The sequence below is a fragment of the Micromonospora citrea genome (assembly GCF_049629545.1).
GTDB classification, from domain to species: Bacteria; Actinomycetota; Actinomycetes; order Mycobacteriales; family Micromonosporaceae; genus Micromonospora; species Micromonospora citrea_A.
Window position 1 is genome coordinate 92807 of the sequence record NZ_JBNADX010000007.1, and the last position, 16222, is coordinate 109028.

The following is a 16222-nucleotide window of genomic DNA, read 5'->3' on the forward strand; positions in this document are numbered from 1 at the left end:
TACCCTCATGTCCGCCGGCTGCGGACGCTGGTCCCGGCGGCCTAGGCTCGGCGAGCAGGAGAATGTCGCGGTGGGAAGGCCTCCCACCGGGACTAGAGTGTTGCACCGGGACCGCCCAGTGTTGGGCCGGCACGTGGAGGTACGGCCATCGAAAGCCAGAAGAACGGCGAGTCGTCCGGCGTGTCGTCGTCCGGGACACAGTCCGACCGGTCCGGATACGCCGCTATCCGCTCGGTGCTGCGCATCCGGCCGTTCCGCCGGCTCTGGATCGTGCTCGGCGCGGCCTCCTTCGGCGACTGGCTCGGCCTGCTCGCCACCGCCCTCTTCGCGGCCTCGCAGGTGTCCGGCAGCACCGCCCAGGGCGCGGCCTTCGGCGGCGTCACCGCCATCCGGCTGCTGCCCGCGCTGGTGCTCGGACCGGTGGCAGGCGTCTTCGCCGACCGGTTCGACCGACGCTGGACGATGGTCATCTGCGACCTGCTGCGCTTCGTGCTCTTCGCCTCGATCCCGCTCTACGCGCTCACCGGCGCCCCGGGCGGCCTGGTGGTCGGTTGGGCGCTGATCGCCACCTTCCTGATCGAGTCGCTCACGCTGATGTGGATCCCGGCCAAGGAGGCCGCGGTCCCCAACCTGATCCCGCCCACCCGGCTGGAAGCGGCGAACCAGCTCACCCTGATCACCACCTACGGCCTCACCCCGGTGGCCGCCGCCATCGCCCTGGCCGTGCTGGACCGTGGCGTGCGCGGGGCGGTCGGTGGCGATCTGCCCGACTGGTCCGAGCCGGCCCAGCTCGCCCTCTGGTTCAACGCCTTCTCCCGACTGGCCACCGCACTGGTGGTGGCCTTCGGGATCAAGGAGATCAGCGAGGCCCAGCGTGGCGAGGCGGGGCGCGTCGAGCAGAGCATGTTCCGCCAGTTCGCCGACGGCTGGCGGTTCATCGGCCAGACGCCGCTGGTGCGTGGCCTGGTGCTCGGCATCTTCGGCGCTTTCGCCGGCGGCGGCATCGTGGTCGGCACGGCCAAGTTCTTCGCCAACTCGTTGGGCGCCGGTGACGCCGCCTTCTCGCTGCTCTTCGGCGCGATCTTCATCGGCCTGGCGCTCGGCATCGGGCTCGGTCCGATGATCGTCCGGGACCTCTCCCGTCGCCGCTGGTTCGGCATGAGCATCGTGCTGGCCAGCGCTGCGGTGATGACCCTCGCCTTCGCCATCCACCTGTCCATGGCGATGCTCGGCGCGATCATGGTGGGCGCCGGCGCCGGAATGGCCTTCCTCGCCGGCACCACGCTGCTCGGCGGCGAGGTCGCCGACGAGGTGCGCGGCCGGGTCTTCGCGGTGGTGCAGATCGGCACCCGGCTGGTGCTGATCCTCGCCATCGCGCTGAGCAGCCTCCTGGTCGGCGTCGGCGGTTCCCGCCAGCTCACCATCGCCGACCTGGGCATCTCCGTCTCCTCGACCCGGCTGCTGCTGCTCGTCGCGGGCGCCGCCGGCATCTTCGCCGGGATCAGCGCCTTCGGGCAGATGGACGACAAGAAGGGCGTACCGGTCCTCGCCGACCTGTGGGGCTCGATCCGGGGCCGCCCGCTGATGCCGGCGGAGCCCTTCGTCTCCAGCGGCCTCTTCGTGGTCTTCGAGGGCGGCGAGGGCGCCGGCAAGTCCACCCAGCTGCGCGCGCTCGCCGAGCAACTGCGCGGGCAGGGGCGCGAGGTCGTGGTCACCCGCGAGCCGGGCGCGACGTCGGTGGGGGAGCGGATCCGCTCGCTGGTGCTGGAGAACTCCGGCGCCGAGGCCCCCTCCCCGCGCGCCGAGGCGTTGCTCTACGCCGCCGACCGCGCCCACCACGTGGCCACCGTGGTCCGGCCGGCGCTGGTGCGTGGCGCGGTGGTGATCAGCGACCGGTACGTCGACTCCTCCCTGGCGTACCAGGGGGCCGGGCGGACGCTGCCGGTCGAGGAGGTCTCCTGGCTCTCCTCCTGGGCCACCGGCGGCCTCAAGCCCGACCTGGTGGTGCTCCTCGACGTCGACCCGCACACCGGCCTGTCCCGGGTGACCGCCCGCAACGAGGGCACCGACCGGCTGGAGGCCGAGTCGCTCGCCTTCCACGAGCGGGTCCGGTACGCCTTCCTCGACCTGGCCGCGAACGACCCGAAGCGCTACCTCGTGCTCGACGCCTCCCGGCCGGCCGGGGAGATCTCCACCCTGGTCGCCCGCCGGGTGCAGGAGTTCCTGGTCGACCCGGCCGGCATCGTGCATCCGCGCCCCGCCCACGGGCCGGACACCTCGGTGCAGCCCGAGTTATCCGACGCGGAGCTGGTGACGATGGAGCATCGGACCTGATGCCGGACGTCTTCGCCGACCTCGTCGGGCAGGACGAGGCGGTCGACACGCTGCGCCGCGCCGCCGCGTCCGCCGCCGCCGTGCTGCGCGCCGCCCACGCGCCCGCCCCGGCCGCCGACGACCCCGACGGGTACGCCGACGAGGTCGACGGGGACGGCCCCGCCGTCGACCCGGGCGCGGGGATGACCCACGCCTGGATCTTCACCGGCCCGCCCGGCTCCGGCCGGTCGGTGGCCGCCCGCGCCTTCGCCGCCGCCCTCCAGTGCGCGTACGGCACCGGCTGCGGCGAATGCCCCGGCTGCCACACCACCATGACCGGCACCCACGCCGACGTCCGGCTGGTGGTGCCCGAGGGGCTCTCCATCGGCGTGGGCGAGATGCGGGCGTTGGTGCTCCGGGCCGCGAGCACCCCCTCCGGCGGCCGCTGGCAGATCGTGATCATCGAAGACGCCGACCGGCTCACCGAGGCGGCCGGCAACGCGCTGCTCAAGGCGGTCGAGGAGCCGCCACCGCGGACGGTCTTCCTGCTCTGCGCCCCGTCCACCCACCCGGACGACGTGTCGGTGACCATCCGGTCGCGCTGCCGGGTCGTACCGCTGCGGCAGCCGCCGGCCGGCGCGGTGGCCGAGGTGCTGGTCCGCCGGGACGGCATCGCGCCCGACGTGGCGCAGTGGGCGGCGGCGGCCGCGCAGGGGCACGTCGGGCGCGCCCGACGGCTGGCCCGCGACCCGGAGGCCAGGCAGCGCCGGGACGCCGTGCTGGCGGTGCCGCGCCGGCTCACCGGTGTCGGCACCGCGCTGGACGCGGCGTCCGCGCTGATCGAGGCGGCCGAGGCGGAGGCCGAGGCGTCCGTCGCGGAGGCCGACGCGGCCGAGCGGGCCGCCCTGCAGACCGCGCTCGGCGCGGGTGGCACCGGGCGGGGCGCGGCCGGCGCGATGCGCGGCGCCGCCGGGCAGCTCAAGGACCTGGAGAAGCGGCAGAAGTCGCGGGCCACCCGGGCCCAGCGCGACGCGCTCGACCGCGCCCTGGTCGACCTGGCCGGCTTCTACCGGGACGCGCTCACCATGGCGCTGCGCGCGCCGGTTGCCCCGGTGCACACCGACACCGCCGCGATGGCGGAGGCGGGCGCGCAGAAGTGGGCCGCCGAGGGCGCGCTGCGGCGGCTGGAGGCGGTGCTGGAGTGCCGCACGGCCATCGAGGCGAACGTCAAGCCGCGGATCGCGGTGGAGGCGATGATGCTCACCCTGTGGAAGGGGTAGGGGGCACCCCCGGCGGCATCGACAGGCGTCGTGGGCGTGCGGTACGGTCCGGTGTGCCGTGGTGACGGCGGCGGCACGCAGGGTGAGGTCGGCCGGGGGGAGAACCGATGCCGCGCGAGATCGACGAGGCGTGGATCGAGGAGGCGGTGCGGCGCTATCGCCGTATCGAGTCCCTGCAGGCCGAGTTCGACCAGGCGGTCGACACGGTCGAGGTCACCGTCCGCTCCCCCGACGGGCTGGTCGAGGTGGTGGTGACCGCCGGCGGCCGGATCACCGACGTGCGCTTCCTCGGGCCGCTGCACCACCGTCATCCGCGTGACGTCGCCGGCTCGGTGCAGGCCGCGGTGACCGCCGCCGCGGACGCCGCCCAGTGGGCCCGGGAGAAGCTGCACAACGAGACCTTCGCGACGTACCGGCCGCTGGCGGGGGCCTGATGGACACGCTGCGCGCCCTCGCCGCCCGGCTGGAGGAGGCGAGCGCCACGCTGGCCGTGCTCTCCCGCACGGTCACCGCCGCCGACCCGGCCCACCCGGCCTTCGGCGCCGACGCCCCGGGCCGGCCGGGGGAGATCGGCCGCGCCCTGCACCGGCAGTGGACCGCTGCCACCGGCGACCGGGCCCGAGAGGCGAGCGCGGCCTCCGCCCGGCTCGCCGCCGCGGCCTCCGCCGTGCGCAGCGCCGCCGACCACTACGCGAGCGCCGACGACACCGTCCGGCGACGGCTGCCCGGGGAGCGCTGATGGACGCCCTCGACCGGCTCGCCGAGCCCGGCCTGGACCTGCTGCGCCGGGTCGACCGGCTGCTCGCCGCCGGCGCTCCCGAGGGGCACCGGCTCTGGCCGCTGCTGCGCCGCATGCAGGTGCTCCCCGGCGACGCGCTGCGCGCCTTCCTCGACCTGCACCCCGCGCCGCTGGCGACCGCCGGGCACGCGGTGCGCCGGCTCGTCCGGGGGTACGACGACGCCTCCGCCGCCCTGACCGATCCGGGCCTGTGGTCCGGTCCGGCCGCGTCGGCGTACGACGAGGCCCGCTCGGCCCTGCTGCGCCATCTCGACGAGGGGCCGGAGAGCCTGGTGGGGCGGCTGGAGTCGACCGCCGGGTACGCCGACGCCCTGGCCCACTGGGTGGAGGGCAGCCGGCTGGCGGTGGCCCGGGTGCTCGCCGAGGTCGTCGGCTCCGCCGAGGCGGTACGCGTGCACGCCGCCACCGCCCCCGGCGCGGAACCCGGTCCGGGCGCCCTCGCGGCGGCGGAGATCGCCACCCGGGTGCTCTCGGTGCTCGGCGTGGCGTACGACGGCGCGGAGACGCTGCTGCGCGAGTGGTCGCCGAGCCTGGCCGAGTCGACGTGGCGTGGGCCGACCGGCACGACGGGGGTCCGCTACGGCGGCACGCTGCGCGTGGGCCGCTGAGCGCCGGTCCTCCGGTGGACGGACCACGGCGCCGCGCGCGACGCCCGGACCGGCCGGGCCCGGCGGCGGCGCCGTGGCCTCTTCCCTGCACCCCCCGCAGGTCTGCCTCCACTCAACGCCCACCGCGGCCGTTTGTCCCTCGGCACCGGCCGGATTCCACCGTCCGGGCGAGGGGTGAGGGGACGGGTCGGCGACCGTGGACGACTGCACGGGGTGACCGGCCGACGACGGGTGGGCCGGTGGTGACCGGTCGTCCGTCGTAGGGTGGAGCGCATGGGCATGCTCTGCGCGGTCAGCTTCAACCGGTACGGGCGCCTCTACTACCTGGACCCGGGCGAGTTGCGACCGCAGGTCGGTGACCGGGTGCTGGTGCCCACCGACGACGGGCCCGAGGTGGCGGAGTGTGTCTGGGCCGCGCAGTGGGTCACCGAGGACACCGACGGCTTCCCGAAACTGGCCGGGCTGGCGCAGGAGGAGGACCTGCGCCGTGACGAACTGCTGCGCCGGCGCAAGGCCGAGGCGAAGGTGGCGGCGAAGCGGCTGATCCGGGAGCACGGGCTGCCGATGAAGGTGGTCGCCGTCGACCACGTGTTCGGCACCGCCGAGGGCTCCGGCGACCGGACCACGGTCTACTTCACCGCCCCGCACCGGGTCGACTTCCGTTCGCTGGTCCGCGACCTGGGCGCGACCCTGCACTGCCGGGTGGAGCTGCGCCAGCTCTCGGCCCGCGACTCGGCGCGGGTGCAGGGCGGCATCGGCTCCTGCGGGCGCGACCTGTGCTGCGCGACCTTCCTCAACGACTTCGAGCCGGTGACGATCCGGATGGCGAAGGACCAGGACCTGCCGCTGAACCCGCTGCGGATCTCCGGCGCCTGCGGCCGGCTGATGTGCTGTCTGAAGTACGAACATCCCCTGTACGCCACGTTCGCCGAGTCCGCCCCGGCCATCGGCACCCGCGTCACCACGCCGGAAGGGGAGGGTCGCGTGGTCGGTCACAGCGTCCCGAGAGACGCGGTGACCGTCCGCCTGGACGCCGACGGCTCGCGCTCCATGTGCTCCCGCGCCGACGTCTGCGGCTCCCGCCGCGCCTACGAGAGCCGTGAGCTGCCCGGCCCGGAGGGCGCAGCGCGATGATCGACGTGCCGCGTCGCGCACGGCGGTGATCCCGCGAACTCATCGCCCGATTGCATCGTACGAAGGAAGACAACTCCGAAGAACGGCACCGTCATCGACGCCACCGCTCCTCTCGCCCGCGTCGTCGACGAGATCCTCCGCCGAACAATGCTGTCTCGGAGCACGTAGGGAAATCCGCTGTACGCGCTGTCGAGCGGGCAGCCGTGAGCGGAGTTGCCGCCGCCGGGAGCGTGGATCCGACGGTGTTTCGGGCCTGACCCACCCGGCGCCATGTTTGGCGAGAGGGATGCGCTACCGCCGTGGCGGCGGTTCGGTGTCGGTGGTGGGCTGGAGGATCACGACCGGGATCTGGCGACTGCTCTTGCTCTGGTACCTGCCGTAGTCGGGCCACAGGCTCGTCATCAGCTGCCACAGTCTCTCTCGCTCGTCACCGGTGGGCGCTGCGGGCTGTCGCTTGGCGACCCACTCGGTCGGGCTGTCCAGGACCTCCTCGTCCCCGGTCACCGAACGTCCTCGTCCGCCCCGTTTCCGGACCCGGTCGGCTGGACCCGAGCAGCCAGCAACGGTCGAAGCTCGGTGATCCTTCGCAGTTCGTCGCCGAGGCGCGTACGGTCGGCCGTGGTCAGCGGCAGTGCCGCCGCGTCGGCGAGGAGGCGCTGCGCGTTCGTCGGGTCGTCGAGCCGAATCGCGATGTCCGCGCGCAGGACCAGCGCGCGGAAGCGCAGCGCCGGTTCCGCACCGGTATCGGCGGCCAGCGCGCCGTCGAGCACCTTGGCAGCTGCGACGAAGTCCCCCTTGGCGTCAGCCAGTCGGCTACCGGTCTCGAGCGCCCGATCGAGGCGGCTGCGTGGTGACGCGCCGGCCGGCTGCTCGAGAACGGGTTGGCCGATGCGGATGTAGTTGCCGGCGGGGTCGACGACGATGAACTGCCGGACACCGTAGAACGGCATGTCCTTCAGCGGGTTGATCCGTGGGACGCCGCGGGTGGGGACCTTGCCGAGCAGCCCCTTCATGCCAGCCGTGAACGCGTCGTAGAGCCCGTCGACATCGCTGGTGGTCACGTAGCAGGTGCCCCAGTTGTCCGCCGGCTGCAGGTCCTTCAGCACGAAGAAGTGCAGCTCGATGCCACCTCGTCGGATCGAGGCGTAGGTGTTGGGGCGCTCCTGTCGATAGGTCACCTCGAACCCGAGGGCGCGGTAGAAGTGGAGCGTGTCGTTGATGGATCTGGTGGGCAGGATCGGGATCATCGTCTCGGTCACTCGAACGCCTCCGTCGTCTCCGCGTGGTGTTGTGGCTCCTCGGCGACAGCGGGTGCGTTGAGGCGGCGCAGGACCGCCAATGCCGTGGCGAGTTCGGCCTCGCTGTACCGCTCGGCGAGCGTGTTGGCCCACCTGGCTTGGACCTCGCGGACGCGCTGCATCGCGTGCAGGGCCTGCGGTGTGATCACCATGAGTTTGGCGCGGCGGTGGTGCGGGTTGGCCCGGTAGGTGATCATGCCGTCGCGTTCGAGGGCGTCGGCGGTCTGCTGGACGCTCTGTCGGGACAGCCCCATGAGGCGGGCCACCTGGGCGACGGGTGCGGGTGCGTGCTCGACGACGCCGAGAACCTGCCACCGCGCACTGGTCAGGCCGAACGGTAGGACGAGCTCGTCGCCTTCGGCCAGCAGGAAGCTGTTCGCGCGGAACACTTCGATCAACAGGTCGGACAGCAGCGCGCCCGCTACCGACAGTTCAGACATGACAGGAGCCTGTCATGTCGACAGTCGCCTGTCAAATTAGTGGCTCCAGGTCGTGCAGGCTTGCCAGGAGCAGGAGCAGGAGCAGGAGCAGGAGCAGGAGCAGGAGCAGGAGCGCGCGCGTGGTGGGCGTTCGCTCCGGGGCGGTCTCGCGATGTCGATCTCGCGGCGAACGTCGCCCCTCGGGCCCGGGGCGGTACTGCGGCGGTCAGGTGAGGGTGATGGGGGGCTCGGCGAGGCGGGGGGTGAGCGGGTCCTTCGGGAGCAGCCAGCTGGCGGTGGGGGACTGGTCGGGGTTGAGACGCCAGTCGCGGGAGACCCGGTCGACGGCGATCGGGTAGATCGTCAGGGCGCCGTCGGAGGTGACGCGCATCCGCAGGAACGACTTCGCGTCCTCGATGCCCTGACCGGCGAAGAGTTCGTTGAGGTTCACCCCGAAACTGCCCGCGAACAGCAGGTACCCGGCCACCACCTGGCTGGAGACCAGCCCGACCACCGGCCCGTAGACGACCGCCGCGGCGGCCGCCGGCAGCGGCCACGGCCACTCGTAGAAGGGCAACGCCAGCCAGACCCAGGTGCCGGCGGCGGCCAGCCCCACGTGCGCCAGGCCGTGACCGATCCCCAGGATCCAGTGCCGGACGTGCCGTTTCCCGCCGGCGCTCGGCGGCTTGGCGAAGAAGGCCGCGCCGAGCAGCGTCACCCCCAGCATGATCACCAATGGGACGCTGAACAGCCGCTGCTCCGTGGTGCCCGCCCGGTTCGTCGCCACCCCGGCCATCGCCAGCATCAGCAGCGTGTGCACGGTGCCGAGCAGCGTCGTGAAGCCCGGGTTGCGGAACGGGAGCCGGGCGAAGATCCCCCAGCCGTACCGCCGGGAACGCGTCGCGTCCGGGTAGCGGCCGGTCAGGTCGTACCCACGGGTGCGGCTGGCCCGCCGGGAGAGGGTGTCCTTCGGCGGCACCTCGATCCGCTGCGGGAGCTTGTGCGTCGGGTAGAGGTACGCCCCGCCCCCGCCGCAGGTGACGAGCTGCCGGTCCGGGCCGGCGTACCGGGCGTAGTGGTGCAGGTCGCCCGAGATCAACAGCCGCACGTGCGCCCCGGTGGGGGCGATGATCGTACGGATGAAGTAGTCGATCGAGTCGTACGCCGTGGGATGGTCGACGGCCTTGACCCAGGTCGGCGCCGGCACCGCGAGGATCACCCGGCTCTGCGGCCCCAGCCGGCGGGCCACCTCGTCGAAGTAGGCGAGCTGCGGATCGTCCAGGTACGACCCGGACTGGTCGTCGAGGCCGAGCAGCCACCAGTCGCCGGGCAGCTCCACCGCGAAGTACGACCGGGACTGGCCGGTGCCCCAGCCGCCGAAGTGCCGGTCCCGGGAGCGGACGAAGATCCGCAGGAAGGCGGTCAGTCCGTCGTACCAGTCGTGGTTGCCGGGCACGGCGAAGAGCGTCGGACGCTCGGGCGGCGCCACCGGCATCGCGGCCTGGTACGGCCCCTTGCAGCGGTCCTCGTACGCCTCGTAGCCCGCCGACGGGTAGACCTGGTCGCCCCCCATCACCAGCGTCTGCGCCCGGGGCAGCCGGTGCCCGTCCACCACCAGTTCCGGCTGCGCCAGCAGGTACGCCACCGAGTACGTGGCGTTGAAGCCGTCACCGAGATCCGCCACGTAGTCCAGCCAGAGCCCACCGTCCGGCCCCACCTGCTTCGCGATCCCCGCGTCCAGGGCGTTCTGCAGCTCCCGCTTGTCCAGGTACGCCCCGAACAGCATCGCCAGCAGCGTACGGATGCCGGTGCTGATCAGCAGGAACGGTGCGAGCCACGGCACCGGCTTGCGCGGGGTGAAGCCCAGCTCGACCGGGTCGAGGCTGCGCGGCCGGCGGACGGCCCGCTCGCCGGGGGCGTGCTCGCCGTCATCGGGGTGAGCGGCTTCGGGGTGGATTCCTGAATCGTCCGTCACCCGGCGGAGCGTAGTCCGGACGTGCCGCTACCGCTGTCCGGAGAACGGGCCGATCGTGCGTGATGTCGGGATCGACGGGCGGGCGGTGTCCGGGTCGTCGGTGGGGCAGTGTCCGGGGCATCGGTCAGGTCGGGGGAGGGGAACCCCCTCGGCCGGTGGCGGGGGAGTGGCGTACACTTTCTGATCGTTGCCGCCTTAGCTCAGTCGGCTAGAGCGACGCACTCGTAATGCGTAGGTCGACGGTTCGATTCCGTCAGGCGGCTCGGTACGGAAGCCCAGGTCAACGACCTGGGCTTCGCCGTTTCCCGGCGTCGACGACGCCGCCGGCCCGTCGAGTCCTTGACCGGTCCTTGTCCCGTGCGGCGCCCCGTTGGCCGGCCGATCGATGAGTTCCGGGTGGTGCGGAGGTCAGAGCCTGCAGGACCGCTGGCGGATTGACGCGCTCGTACTCCCGGGGGACGCATGGCAAAGCTCATCTATTCGATGATCACCTCGCTCGACGGCTACGCCGAGGCGGCGGAGGGCGACCTGGGCACCGGTACCGCCGAGGATCCGGAGGTGCACACCTTCATCAACGATCTCTTCCGTCCCGTCGGCACGTACCTCTACGGCCGGCGGATGTACGAGACGATGGTCTTCTGGGAGACCGCGCACGCCGAGCCTGACCTGCCGCCGCACATCCTGCAGTACGCCCGCGACTGGCAGGCCGCGGAGAAGGTCGTGTACTCCATGACGCTGGAGTCGGTGTCCAGCGCGAAGACCAGGATCGAGCGGACCTTCGACCCGGATGCGGTGCGCAGGCTCAAGGCCGAGTCCGATCACGACCTCACCGTCGACGGCCCGAACCTCGCGGCCCAGGCGATCGCGGCCGGTCTGGTGGACGAGTACCACTTGTTCATCACCACGAGCGTGGTCGGCGGTGGCAAGCGGTTCTTCCCCGACGGCGTGCGCCTCGATCTCGAGCTGGTCGAGCAGCGTGCCTTCGACAGCGGACTGATCTACGCGCGCTACCGGACCCGCTGAGCCGCACCGGTCGGTGACGCTACCGGCGGCGGTCAGGCCGGTCCCCGGCTGTCGGCTCCCGCCGGCTCCCAGAGCTGCACCCCGTTGCCTTCCGGGTCGCGCAGGTCGGCGAACCTGCCGTTCGGGTACTCCTCCGGGTCGACCTGCACGTCGATGCCGGCACCGCGCAGCTGGCCGACCATCGCGTCGAGATCGGTCACCCGGAAGTTGATCGACCAGGCGTGCTGCGCGCCGCCGAAGTGCGCCGAGTCGGCCGGCATGGCGGCGAAGACGGTCGGGCCGGCCTGCTGCCACCAGGACGACACCTCGTACGACTCCGGTGCCGGGTCGACGCCCAGGTGGGTGGCGTACCAGGCGCTGAGCCGGTCGGGATCCCGGGCGCGGAAGAAGACCCCGCCGATGCCGGTCACCCGTTCCATGGCCGCTCCTCGGTCGGTCGATGGTTCGCTGTCCCCCGATCATGCCGGACCGCCCATCGTCCGGGGTGCCCGAACCCTCCTCGGGGTGCGTGTCGAACAATGGCAGCAATCCCCGCCGCCAGGGCCCCGCCAGGGGGCAAGCTCATGGTCGTGGACAGGGAGCAGGTGACCGGCTGGCTCGGGGCCTACGAGCAGGCGTGGCGGGCGCCGGGGACGGCGGCGCTCGCCACGATCTTCACCGCGGACGCCAGCTATCGGCAGGGCCCCTACCGGACACCGGTCGTCGGCCTGCCCGGCATAGCCAGGATGTGGGAGGACGAGCGCGTCGGCCCGGACGAGGTGTTCCGGATGACGAGCGAGATCGTCGCGGTGGAGGGTGACACGGCGGTGGCGCGGGTCGAGGTCCGCTACGGCGACCCGGTCGACCAGGAGTACCGCGACCTGTGGATCGTGCGCTTCGCCGAGGACGGGCGGTGCAGGTCGTTCGAGGAGTGGCCGTTCTGGCCGACGCAGCCGACCGCCGACTCCGGTAGCGAGGGAGGCTGACACGAGCCTGGGACGACGAGCCCGAGCCGCTCCTTCTCAGGCCTTGGGCACGATCCGGACGACGCTTGCCCTGTCGCTCGCCCCGCTGTCGTCGCCGCCCACGGAGGTGACCAGGTTGTAGAACCCCGGCCGGGCGTCGGGACCGATGACGATGGTGCTGACAGGCGGTTCGTCAGGCGAGCCGGCCGGTCGAATCGGTGCGGCCGCGAAGGTGACCAGCCCCGGCACGGACCGGGTGTCTCCTGTCGCCGCCTTGAGGTCGTCCACGGTCGCGAACGGGCCGGTCAGGCGTGCGGTCAACTGGACCTGCGGTGGGATGGCCCCCGGCTCGTCGGAGGGGCCGACACTCCAGTGCACGGTCAGGGTCTCGCCAGGCTGGTACGACCTGTTGACGTACCGGGCCTCACAGCAGGTGGCCGCGACCGGGCCGGAGGGCGTGGTGTCGCAGGCTGCCAGGAAGGTGAGGACAAGGCAGGCGAGCAGCCGGACCGGAAGCGCGTTCACGCACCGGATCGTAGGTCCGGGTCGCCACACGTCAGGCCGCGTGATCGGCCATGGACCTTCGGGACGGGCGAGGGCCCGGACCGCGTCGGTCCGGGCCCCCGGCGGTACGGGTCAGCCGTCCTCGCGGTCCGGGTTCTCCAGCCGGAAGAAGTTGCTCTGCCGGCCGTCGGAGCGTTCCTCCTGGTAGATGAAGTTCAGCCGCCGCTCGTCGAAGGTGGCGAACCAGTCGTCCCAGCTGATCTCGCGCAGCCGGTCCTCCCGCCCGTTGGCCGGGAAGTCGAAGCGCAGCACACCGGCGTGCCCGTCGTGCTCGCTGCCGTCCACCGTGGTCGGCACCCCGCCGCGCGCCTCGGCCCACTGCCGGATCACGTCGTGGTCGGTGGTGACGAGGCTGCGACCGGGGCGTTCCGGCTCGTCGTCGGTGGAGGTGATCTCCTGCGAGTACCGGACCGAGGACGAGGTGTGCTGCCCGGTCCGGGCGCCACCGCCGTCGTCGGAGCGCGACGACCGGCCGCTGCCGGACGAGCCGGCGCCACGCGCGCCACCGGCCGAGAGTCCGGCGGAGCGGCCGGAATCCCTCCGGCTGCCCCCACCGGACGACGAATCGTCCGTCAGGCTCTTGACCAGGGCCTTGACCAGCTGGTCCTTCTTCATCCCGTCCGTACCGCCGACGCCGCGCCGGGCCAGCCGGCTGCGCAGCTCGTCGACCTTCAGCCGGGCGATCTCGCTCTCGTCGACGTCGGGGGTGTTCGGGGTCTGGTTGCCCGGGGGGTTCCTGGTCGCGGTCGAGCCGCCGCGGCCCGGGTTGTTCTGCGTGGGCATCGAACGTCATCCTCTCTCGACCCGTGTTTCGGGAGTGCCGCCGAAGTACGACGGTCGGGCCTACGAGAAAGATCAGTACCCTCAGCGAACAGCTCAAACATGCCGCCGCCGGGGTGCCGCGACTACCCCCGGTACAGCGAGTCGAGGTACGCCGGGCCGTAGTGGCGTTCCAGGTCGGCGAGGCTCTCCGGCACCGCCTCCACCTCCTTCACCAGCCGGGGCCGCGGCGGCAGCGCCTCCGGCCGCCAGGTCTCCGGCCGCCACAGCTCCGAGCGGAGGAACGCCTTCGCGCAGTGGTAGAAGATCTGCTCCACCGTCACCTCGACCGCGAGGACCGGGCGGTGCCCCTCGACCACCATGTCGTCGAAGTACGGCGCGTCGCGGATCAGTCGGGCCCGGCCGTTGATCCGCAGCGTGTCGGTGCGGCCGGGGATCAGGAAGATCAGCCCGACGTGCGGGTTGTCGAGGATGTTGCGGTAGCCGTCGGCGCGCCGGTTGCCCGGCCGCTCGGGAATCGCGATGGTCGTGTCGTCCAGCACCCGGACGAAGCCGGCCGGATCCCCCTTGGGGGAGACGTCACAGCTGCCGTCCGCCCCGGCGGTGGCCACCAGGCAGAACGGCGATGCGGCCAGCCACTGCCGGTCCCGTTCGTGCAGCACCACCCGTTCCTTGGCGACCGCCCGGGGCGTCGGCGCCCCCAACAGGTCGCGTAGCTCCTCCGGCGAGGTGATCTCCACCGTCACGTCCGCCTCCCCCGTCCGTTGATCCTCTCGGGCGGCCGGCGGAATTCCGGCCGTCGCCGTCAGCCTAGGCGGGCATGGCGAGCGGGAGGTTTGCCCGCGACAGCGGCGGGTACCGCCTCACCCAGCGCCCCCGGACGCGAGCAGTGGGAGGCCCACCATGGAGAGCAGACTCAAGGTGCTCGGCCATCCCGTGCACCCGATGCTGGTGATGTTCCCGGTGGCCCTCCTGGTCACCGGCACGCTCTTCGACGTCGTCGACACGGTCGGCGGCCCCGACTTCCTCGGCGAAGTGGCGTACTGGAACATCACGATCGGCCTCGTCGGCGGCCTGCTGGCCGCGGCGGCCGGGACGTTCGACCTGCTCGCCATCCCGGCCGGCACCCGCGCCAAGCGGGTGGCGCTCACCCACGCCGCGGCCAACGTCGCGGTGGTCCTGCTCTTCGCCGCCGTCTGGGTGGTCCGGCTCAACGCGGAGTCCCGGGCGGCCGGCGGCGCGCTGATCGCGATCGAGGTGGTCGGTCTGGCACTCCTCGGCGTCAGCGCCTGGCTCGGCGGTGAGCTGGTCGACCGGCTCGGCGTGGGCGTGGACCCCGACGCCGGCCTGGACGCCCCCAGCTCCCTGCGGCCCTCGGCGGCCGCCCAGCGGATCGGAGAGATGCGATGACGGAACAGCCCGGAGGGTTCGGCCGGGGATGGCGGGGGCGGCAGCAGGGCTGGGACCCGATGGGGGAACTCCAGTCGTTGCGTTCCGAACTCAGCCGCCTGGTCGGTGGCGGCCGGGGCGCGTCCCCGGACGTCGAGCTGGCCGAGACGGCCGACGGCTGGGAGGTGGTCGTCCGGCTGCCCGGCGTCGCGCCGGAGGAGGTCGCCGTCGAACTGGACGACCGTGAGCTCTGCGTCCGGGCCCGCTCCGAGGCCGAGGTCAACGCCGACCACGGCATCCCGGGCGGCTTCGAGACGCGCGGCTTCGAGTACCGCGTCGACCTGCCGTCCCGGGTGGACCCCGATGCCATCGACGCGGTGATGGACCACGGTCTGCTCCGCGTCCACCTGCCCCGGGCGGAGCGGCCAGCGCCGCGCACCATCACCGTCGGCCGCGCCGGCTACCGCGGCGGTCCCGCAGCCGGGGGTACGACCACCGTGACGGACCCCGCGGCGGACCGGGAACTGCACCACCCCGACACCGCCCTCGACCGGCCGTAGGTCGCGTGGGCACCCCGTCCGTGCTCGGCCCGGTGGGCGAGCGCGTCCCCGACGTCGCCCGGATCGCCGTGCTGCGGGCCAACGCGCTCGGTGACTTCATCTTCCTGTTGCCCGCCCTGGAGTCGCTGCGTGCCGCGTACCCGGAGGCGGAGATCGTGCTGCTCGGCGCGCCGTGGCACGCGACGCTCTGGCGCGACCGGCCCGGCCCGGTGGACCGGGTGCTGGTGATCCCCCCGGCCCCCGGCATCCGCGACCCCGGCCCCGGCGAGGAACCCGGCTCCATGGACGACTTCCTGGACGCGGCGGCCGGGGAACGTTTCGACCTGGCGTTGCAGGTGCACGGGGGCGGCGGGAATTCCAATCCGATCGTCAACCGGCTCGGCGCCCGGGTCACCGCCGGCCTGCGGGCCGAGGGCGCGCCCCCGCTGCACCGCTGGATCCGGTACGTCTACTACCAGCACGAGGTGATCCGCTACCTGGAGGTCACCGCGCTGGTCGGCGCGCCGGCCGTCACGATCGTCCCGGCGCTGGCGGTCACCGACACCGACCGCGCCGAGGCGCGCGACGTGCTGGGCGCGCCCGTGGGACCGCGCGTCGCGCTGCACCCCGGCGCCACCGACAGCCGCCGGCGCTGGCCCGCCGAACGCTTCGGCGAGGTCGCCCGGGCGCTGCACCGCGACGGGTACGACGTGCTGGTCACCGGCACCCCCGCCGAGCAGGACCTGGTCGACGCGGTGGTCGCCTCGGCCGGCGTCCCGGTGCGTCCGCAGGTCGGCACGCTCAGCCTCGGCGGGCTCGCCGCCACGTACGAGGGGTGCGACCTGGTGGTCTCCAACGACACCGGCCCGCTGCACCTGGCCGGCGCGGTGGGCACCGCCACGGTCGGCGTCTACTGGCTCGGCAACCTGATCAACGGGGCGACCCCGCTGCGCGCCCGGCACCGCCCGATCGCCTCCTGGACGACCCACTGCCCGGTCTGCGGCGTGGACTGCACGCCGGGGATCTACCCGCACCGCCCCGGCGACGGCGACTGCCCGCACCGGGACTCGTTCGTCACCGACGTGCCGGTGGTGGAGGTGCTGGAGGCCGCCGCCGAGCTGCTGCACCCGGAGCCGGGCGCCCCCGGCGCCTGAGCC

The 16222-nt window shown here is 73.1% G+C and carries 19 protein-coding genes and 1 tRNA gene; 12 read left to right on the forward strand and 8 right to left on the reverse strand.

Going from position 1 to position 16222, the window contains the following annotated elements; genetic code table 11:
- Nucleotides 1–234 precede the first annotated feature (234 nt).
- The 6 genes from tmk (at nt 235) to ACPFP2_RS10295 (ending at nt 6134) form a co-directional block, all read left to right on the forward strand.
- The gene (gene tmk / locus ACPFP2_RS10270; protein WP_424088378.1) at nt 235–2334 is read left to right on the forward strand and encodes a dTMP kinase; all 2100 of its coding nucleotides are present in this window, start codon (nt 235–237) and stop codon (nt 2332–2334) included.
- A complete protein-coding gene (locus ACPFP2_RS10275) occupies nt 2334–3593 on the forward strand; it encodes a DNA polymerase III subunit delta' (RefSeq protein ID WP_424088379.1) in 1260 nt (419 codons plus the stop codon). Before tmk ends, ACPFP2_RS10275 begins: the two co-directional genes overlap by 1 nt.
- Before the next feature lie 107 nt (nt 3594–3700).
- A complete protein-coding gene (locus tag ACPFP2_RS10280; RefSeq protein ID WP_088977091.1) occupies nt 3701–4027 on the forward strand; it encodes a YbaB/EbfC family nucleoid-associated protein in 327 nt (108 codons plus the stop codon).
- Nucleotides 4027–4332 carry a hypothetical protein gene (locus tag ACPFP2_RS10285; RefSeq protein WP_424088381.1) on the forward strand — a complete coding sequence of 102 codons (306 nt, stop codon included), beginning with the start codon at nt 4027–4029 and terminating at the stop codon, nt 4330–4332. Before ACPFP2_RS10280 ends, ACPFP2_RS10285 begins: the two co-directional genes overlap by 1 nt.
- Complete coding sequence (locus ACPFP2_RS10290) at nt 4332–5000, forward strand: hypothetical protein (protein WP_424088383.1); 669 nt, start codon at nt 4332–4334, stop codon at nt 4998–5000. Before ACPFP2_RS10285 ends, ACPFP2_RS10290 begins: the two co-directional genes overlap by 1 nt.
- A gap of 273 nt (nt 5001–5273) precedes the next feature.
- Complete coding sequence (locus tag ACPFP2_RS10295; RefSeq protein ID WP_424088385.1) at nt 5274–6134, forward strand: PSP1 domain-containing protein; 861 nt, start codon at nt 5274–5276, stop codon at nt 6132–6134.
- Nucleotides 6135–6425: 291 nt separating this feature from the next.
- On the opposite strand, the gene ACPFP2_RS10300 is transcribed toward ACPFP2_RS10295, so the two are convergent.
- The 4 genes from ACPFP2_RS10300 to ACPFP2_RS10315 all read right to left on the reverse strand — a co-directional run bounded on the left by ACPFP2_RS10300 (nt 6426) and on the right by ACPFP2_RS10315 (nt 9826).
- Complete coding sequence (locus ACPFP2_RS10300) at nt 6426–6638, reverse strand: nitroreductase/quinone reductase family protein (RefSeq protein ID WP_424088387.1); 213 nt, start codon at nt 6636–6638, stop codon at nt 6426–6428.
- Complete coding sequence (locus ACPFP2_RS10305; RefSeq protein ID WP_424088389.1) at nt 6635–7393, reverse strand: bleomycin resistance protein; 759 nt, start codon at nt 7391–7393, stop codon at nt 6635–6637. Before ACPFP2_RS10305 ends, ACPFP2_RS10300 begins: the two co-directional genes overlap by 4 nt.
- Nucleotides 7390–7872 carry a MarR family winged helix-turn-helix transcriptional regulator gene (locus tag ACPFP2_RS10310; RefSeq protein WP_424088390.1) on the reverse strand — a complete coding sequence of 161 codons (483 nt, stop codon included), beginning with the start codon at nt 7870–7872 and terminating at the stop codon, nt 7390–7392. The genes ACPFP2_RS10305 and ACPFP2_RS10310 overlap by 4 nt, the downstream gene beginning before the upstream one ends.
- Nucleotides 7873–8077: 205 nt before the next feature.
- Nucleotides 8078–9826, reverse strand: a complete 1749-nt coding sequence (locus tag ACPFP2_RS10315; RefSeq protein WP_424088392.1) for a metallophosphoesterase family protein — start codon at nt 9824–9826, stop codon at nt 8078–8080.
- Nucleotides 9827–10015: 189 nt separating this feature from the next.
- Between ACPFP2_RS10315 and ACPFP2_RS10320 the strand changes: the two genes are divergently transcribed.
- Together ACPFP2_RS10320 and ACPFP2_RS10325 are read left to right on the forward strand one after the other, a co-directional pair.
- Nucleotides 10016–10089, forward strand: a tRNA-Thr gene (locus ACPFP2_RS10320).
- Between the two features lie 199 nt (nt 10090–10288).
- Nucleotides 10289–10849, forward strand: coding sequence for a dihydrofolate reductase family protein (locus tag ACPFP2_RS10325; RefSeq protein ID WP_424088394.1), 561 nt, complete (start codon nt 10289–10291; stop codon nt 10847–10849).
- A gap of 32 nt (nt 10850–10881) precedes the next feature.
- On the opposite strand, the gene ACPFP2_RS10330 is transcribed toward ACPFP2_RS10325, so the two are convergent.
- Nucleotides 10882–11268, reverse strand: a complete 387-nt coding sequence (locus tag ACPFP2_RS10330; protein WP_424088396.1) for a VOC family protein — start codon at nt 11266–11268, stop codon at nt 10882–10884.
- Nucleotides 11269–11418: 150 nt separating this feature from the next.
- Between ACPFP2_RS10330 and ACPFP2_RS10335 the strand changes: the two genes are divergently transcribed.
- Nucleotides 11419–11814: a nuclear transport factor 2 family protein gene (locus tag ACPFP2_RS10335; protein WP_424088398.1), complete on the forward strand. Its 396-nt coding sequence runs from the start codon at nt 11419–11421 to the stop codon at nt 11812–11814.
- A 36-nt stretch (nt 11815–11850) separates the two neighbouring features.
- Here ACPFP2_RS10335 and ACPFP2_RS10340 read toward each other — a convergent pair whose 3' ends face one another.
- From ACPFP2_RS10340 to ACPFP2_RS10350, 3 genes are all read right to left on the reverse strand, one after another.
- A complete protein-coding gene (locus tag ACPFP2_RS10340) occupies nt 11851–12318 on the reverse strand; it encodes a hypothetical protein (RefSeq protein WP_424088400.1) in 468 nt (155 codons plus the stop codon).
- Nucleotides 12319–12429: 111 nt separating this feature from the next.
- Nucleotides 12430–13140 carry a hypothetical protein gene (locus ACPFP2_RS10345; protein ID WP_424088402.1) on the reverse strand — a complete coding sequence of 237 codons (711 nt, stop codon included), beginning with the start codon at nt 13138–13140 and terminating at the stop codon, nt 12430–12432.
- Between the two features lie 122 nt (nt 13141–13262).
- Entirely contained in the window at nt 13263–13883 is a 621-nt protein-coding gene (locus ACPFP2_RS10350) for a pyridoxamine 5'-phosphate oxidase family protein (RefSeq protein ID WP_424088403.1), read from the reverse strand.
- 157 nt (nt 13884–14040) lie between these two features.
- On the opposite strand from ACPFP2_RS10350, the gene ACPFP2_RS10355 reads away from it, so the two are divergent.
- The 3 genes from ACPFP2_RS10355 to ACPFP2_RS10365 are packed head-to-tail and all read left to right on the forward strand — an operon-like array spanning nt 14041 to nt 16219.
- Nucleotides 14041–14547: a DUF2231 domain-containing protein gene (locus ACPFP2_RS10355; protein ID WP_424088405.1), complete on the forward strand. Its 507-nt coding sequence runs from the start codon at nt 14041–14043 to the stop codon at nt 14545–14547.
- The gene (locus ACPFP2_RS10360) at nt 14544–15086 is read left to right on the forward strand and encodes an Hsp20/alpha crystallin family protein (protein WP_424088407.1); all 543 of its coding nucleotides are present in this window, start codon (nt 14544–14546) and stop codon (nt 15084–15086) included. The genes ACPFP2_RS10355 and ACPFP2_RS10360 overlap by 4 nt, the downstream gene beginning before the upstream one ends.
- 5 nt (nt 15087–15091) lie before the next feature.
- The gene (locus ACPFP2_RS10365) at nt 15092–16219 is read left to right on the forward strand and encodes a glycosyltransferase family 9 protein (protein ID WP_424088409.1); all 1128 of its coding nucleotides are present in this window, start codon (nt 15092–15094) and stop codon (nt 16217–16219) included.
- The last annotated feature ends 3 nt before the right edge of the window (nt 16220–16222 follow it).

What these genes read in the sequence shown, in the direction of transcription:
- ACPFP2_RS10360 (WP_424088407.1), top strand. Translation starts at nt 14,544, where the DNA reads ATGACGGAACAGCCCGGAGGGTTCGGCCGGGGATGGCGGGGGCGGCAG.
- ACPFP2_RS10330 (WP_424088396.1), bottom strand. Translation starts at nt 11,268, where the DNA reads ATGGAACGGGTGACCGGCATCGGCGGGGTCTTCTTCCGCGCCCGGGAT.
- ACPFP2_RS10290 (WP_424088383.1), top strand. Translation starts at nt 4,332, where the DNA reads ATGGACGCCCTCGACCGGCTCGCCGAGCCCGGCCTGGACCTGCTGCGC.
- ACPFP2_RS10345 (WP_424088402.1), bottom strand. Translation starts at nt 13,140, where the DNA reads ATGCCCACGCAGAACAACCCGGGCCGCGGCGGCTCGACCGCGACCAGG.
- ACPFP2_RS10310 (WP_424088390.1), bottom strand. Translation starts at nt 7,872, where the DNA reads ATGTCTGAACTGTCGGTAGCGGGCGCGCTGCTGTCCGACCTGTTGATC.
- ACPFP2_RS10275 (WP_424088379.1), top strand. Translation starts at nt 2,334, where the DNA reads ATGCCGGACGTCTTCGCCGACCTCGTCGGGCAGGACGAGGCGGTCGAC.
- ACPFP2_RS10285 (WP_424088381.1), top strand. Translation starts at nt 4,027, where the DNA reads ATGGACACGCTGCGCGCCCTCGCCGCCCGGCTGGAGGAGGCGAGCGCC.
- ACPFP2_RS10295 (WP_424088385.1), top strand. Translation starts at nt 5,274, where the DNA reads ATGGGCATGCTCTGCGCGGTCAGCTTCAACCGGTACGGGCGCCTCTAC.
- ACPFP2_RS10355 (WP_424088405.1), top strand. Translation starts at nt 14,041, where the DNA reads ATGGAGAGCAGACTCAAGGTGCTCGGCCATCCCGTGCACCCGATGCTG.
- ACPFP2_RS10280 (WP_088977091.1), top strand. Translation starts at nt 3,701, where the DNA reads ATGCCGCGCGAGATCGACGAGGCGTGGATCGAGGAGGCGGTGCGGCGC.
- ACPFP2_RS10325 (WP_424088394.1), top strand. Translation starts at nt 10,289, where the DNA reads ATGGCAAAGCTCATCTATTCGATGATCACCTCGCTCGACGGCTACGCC.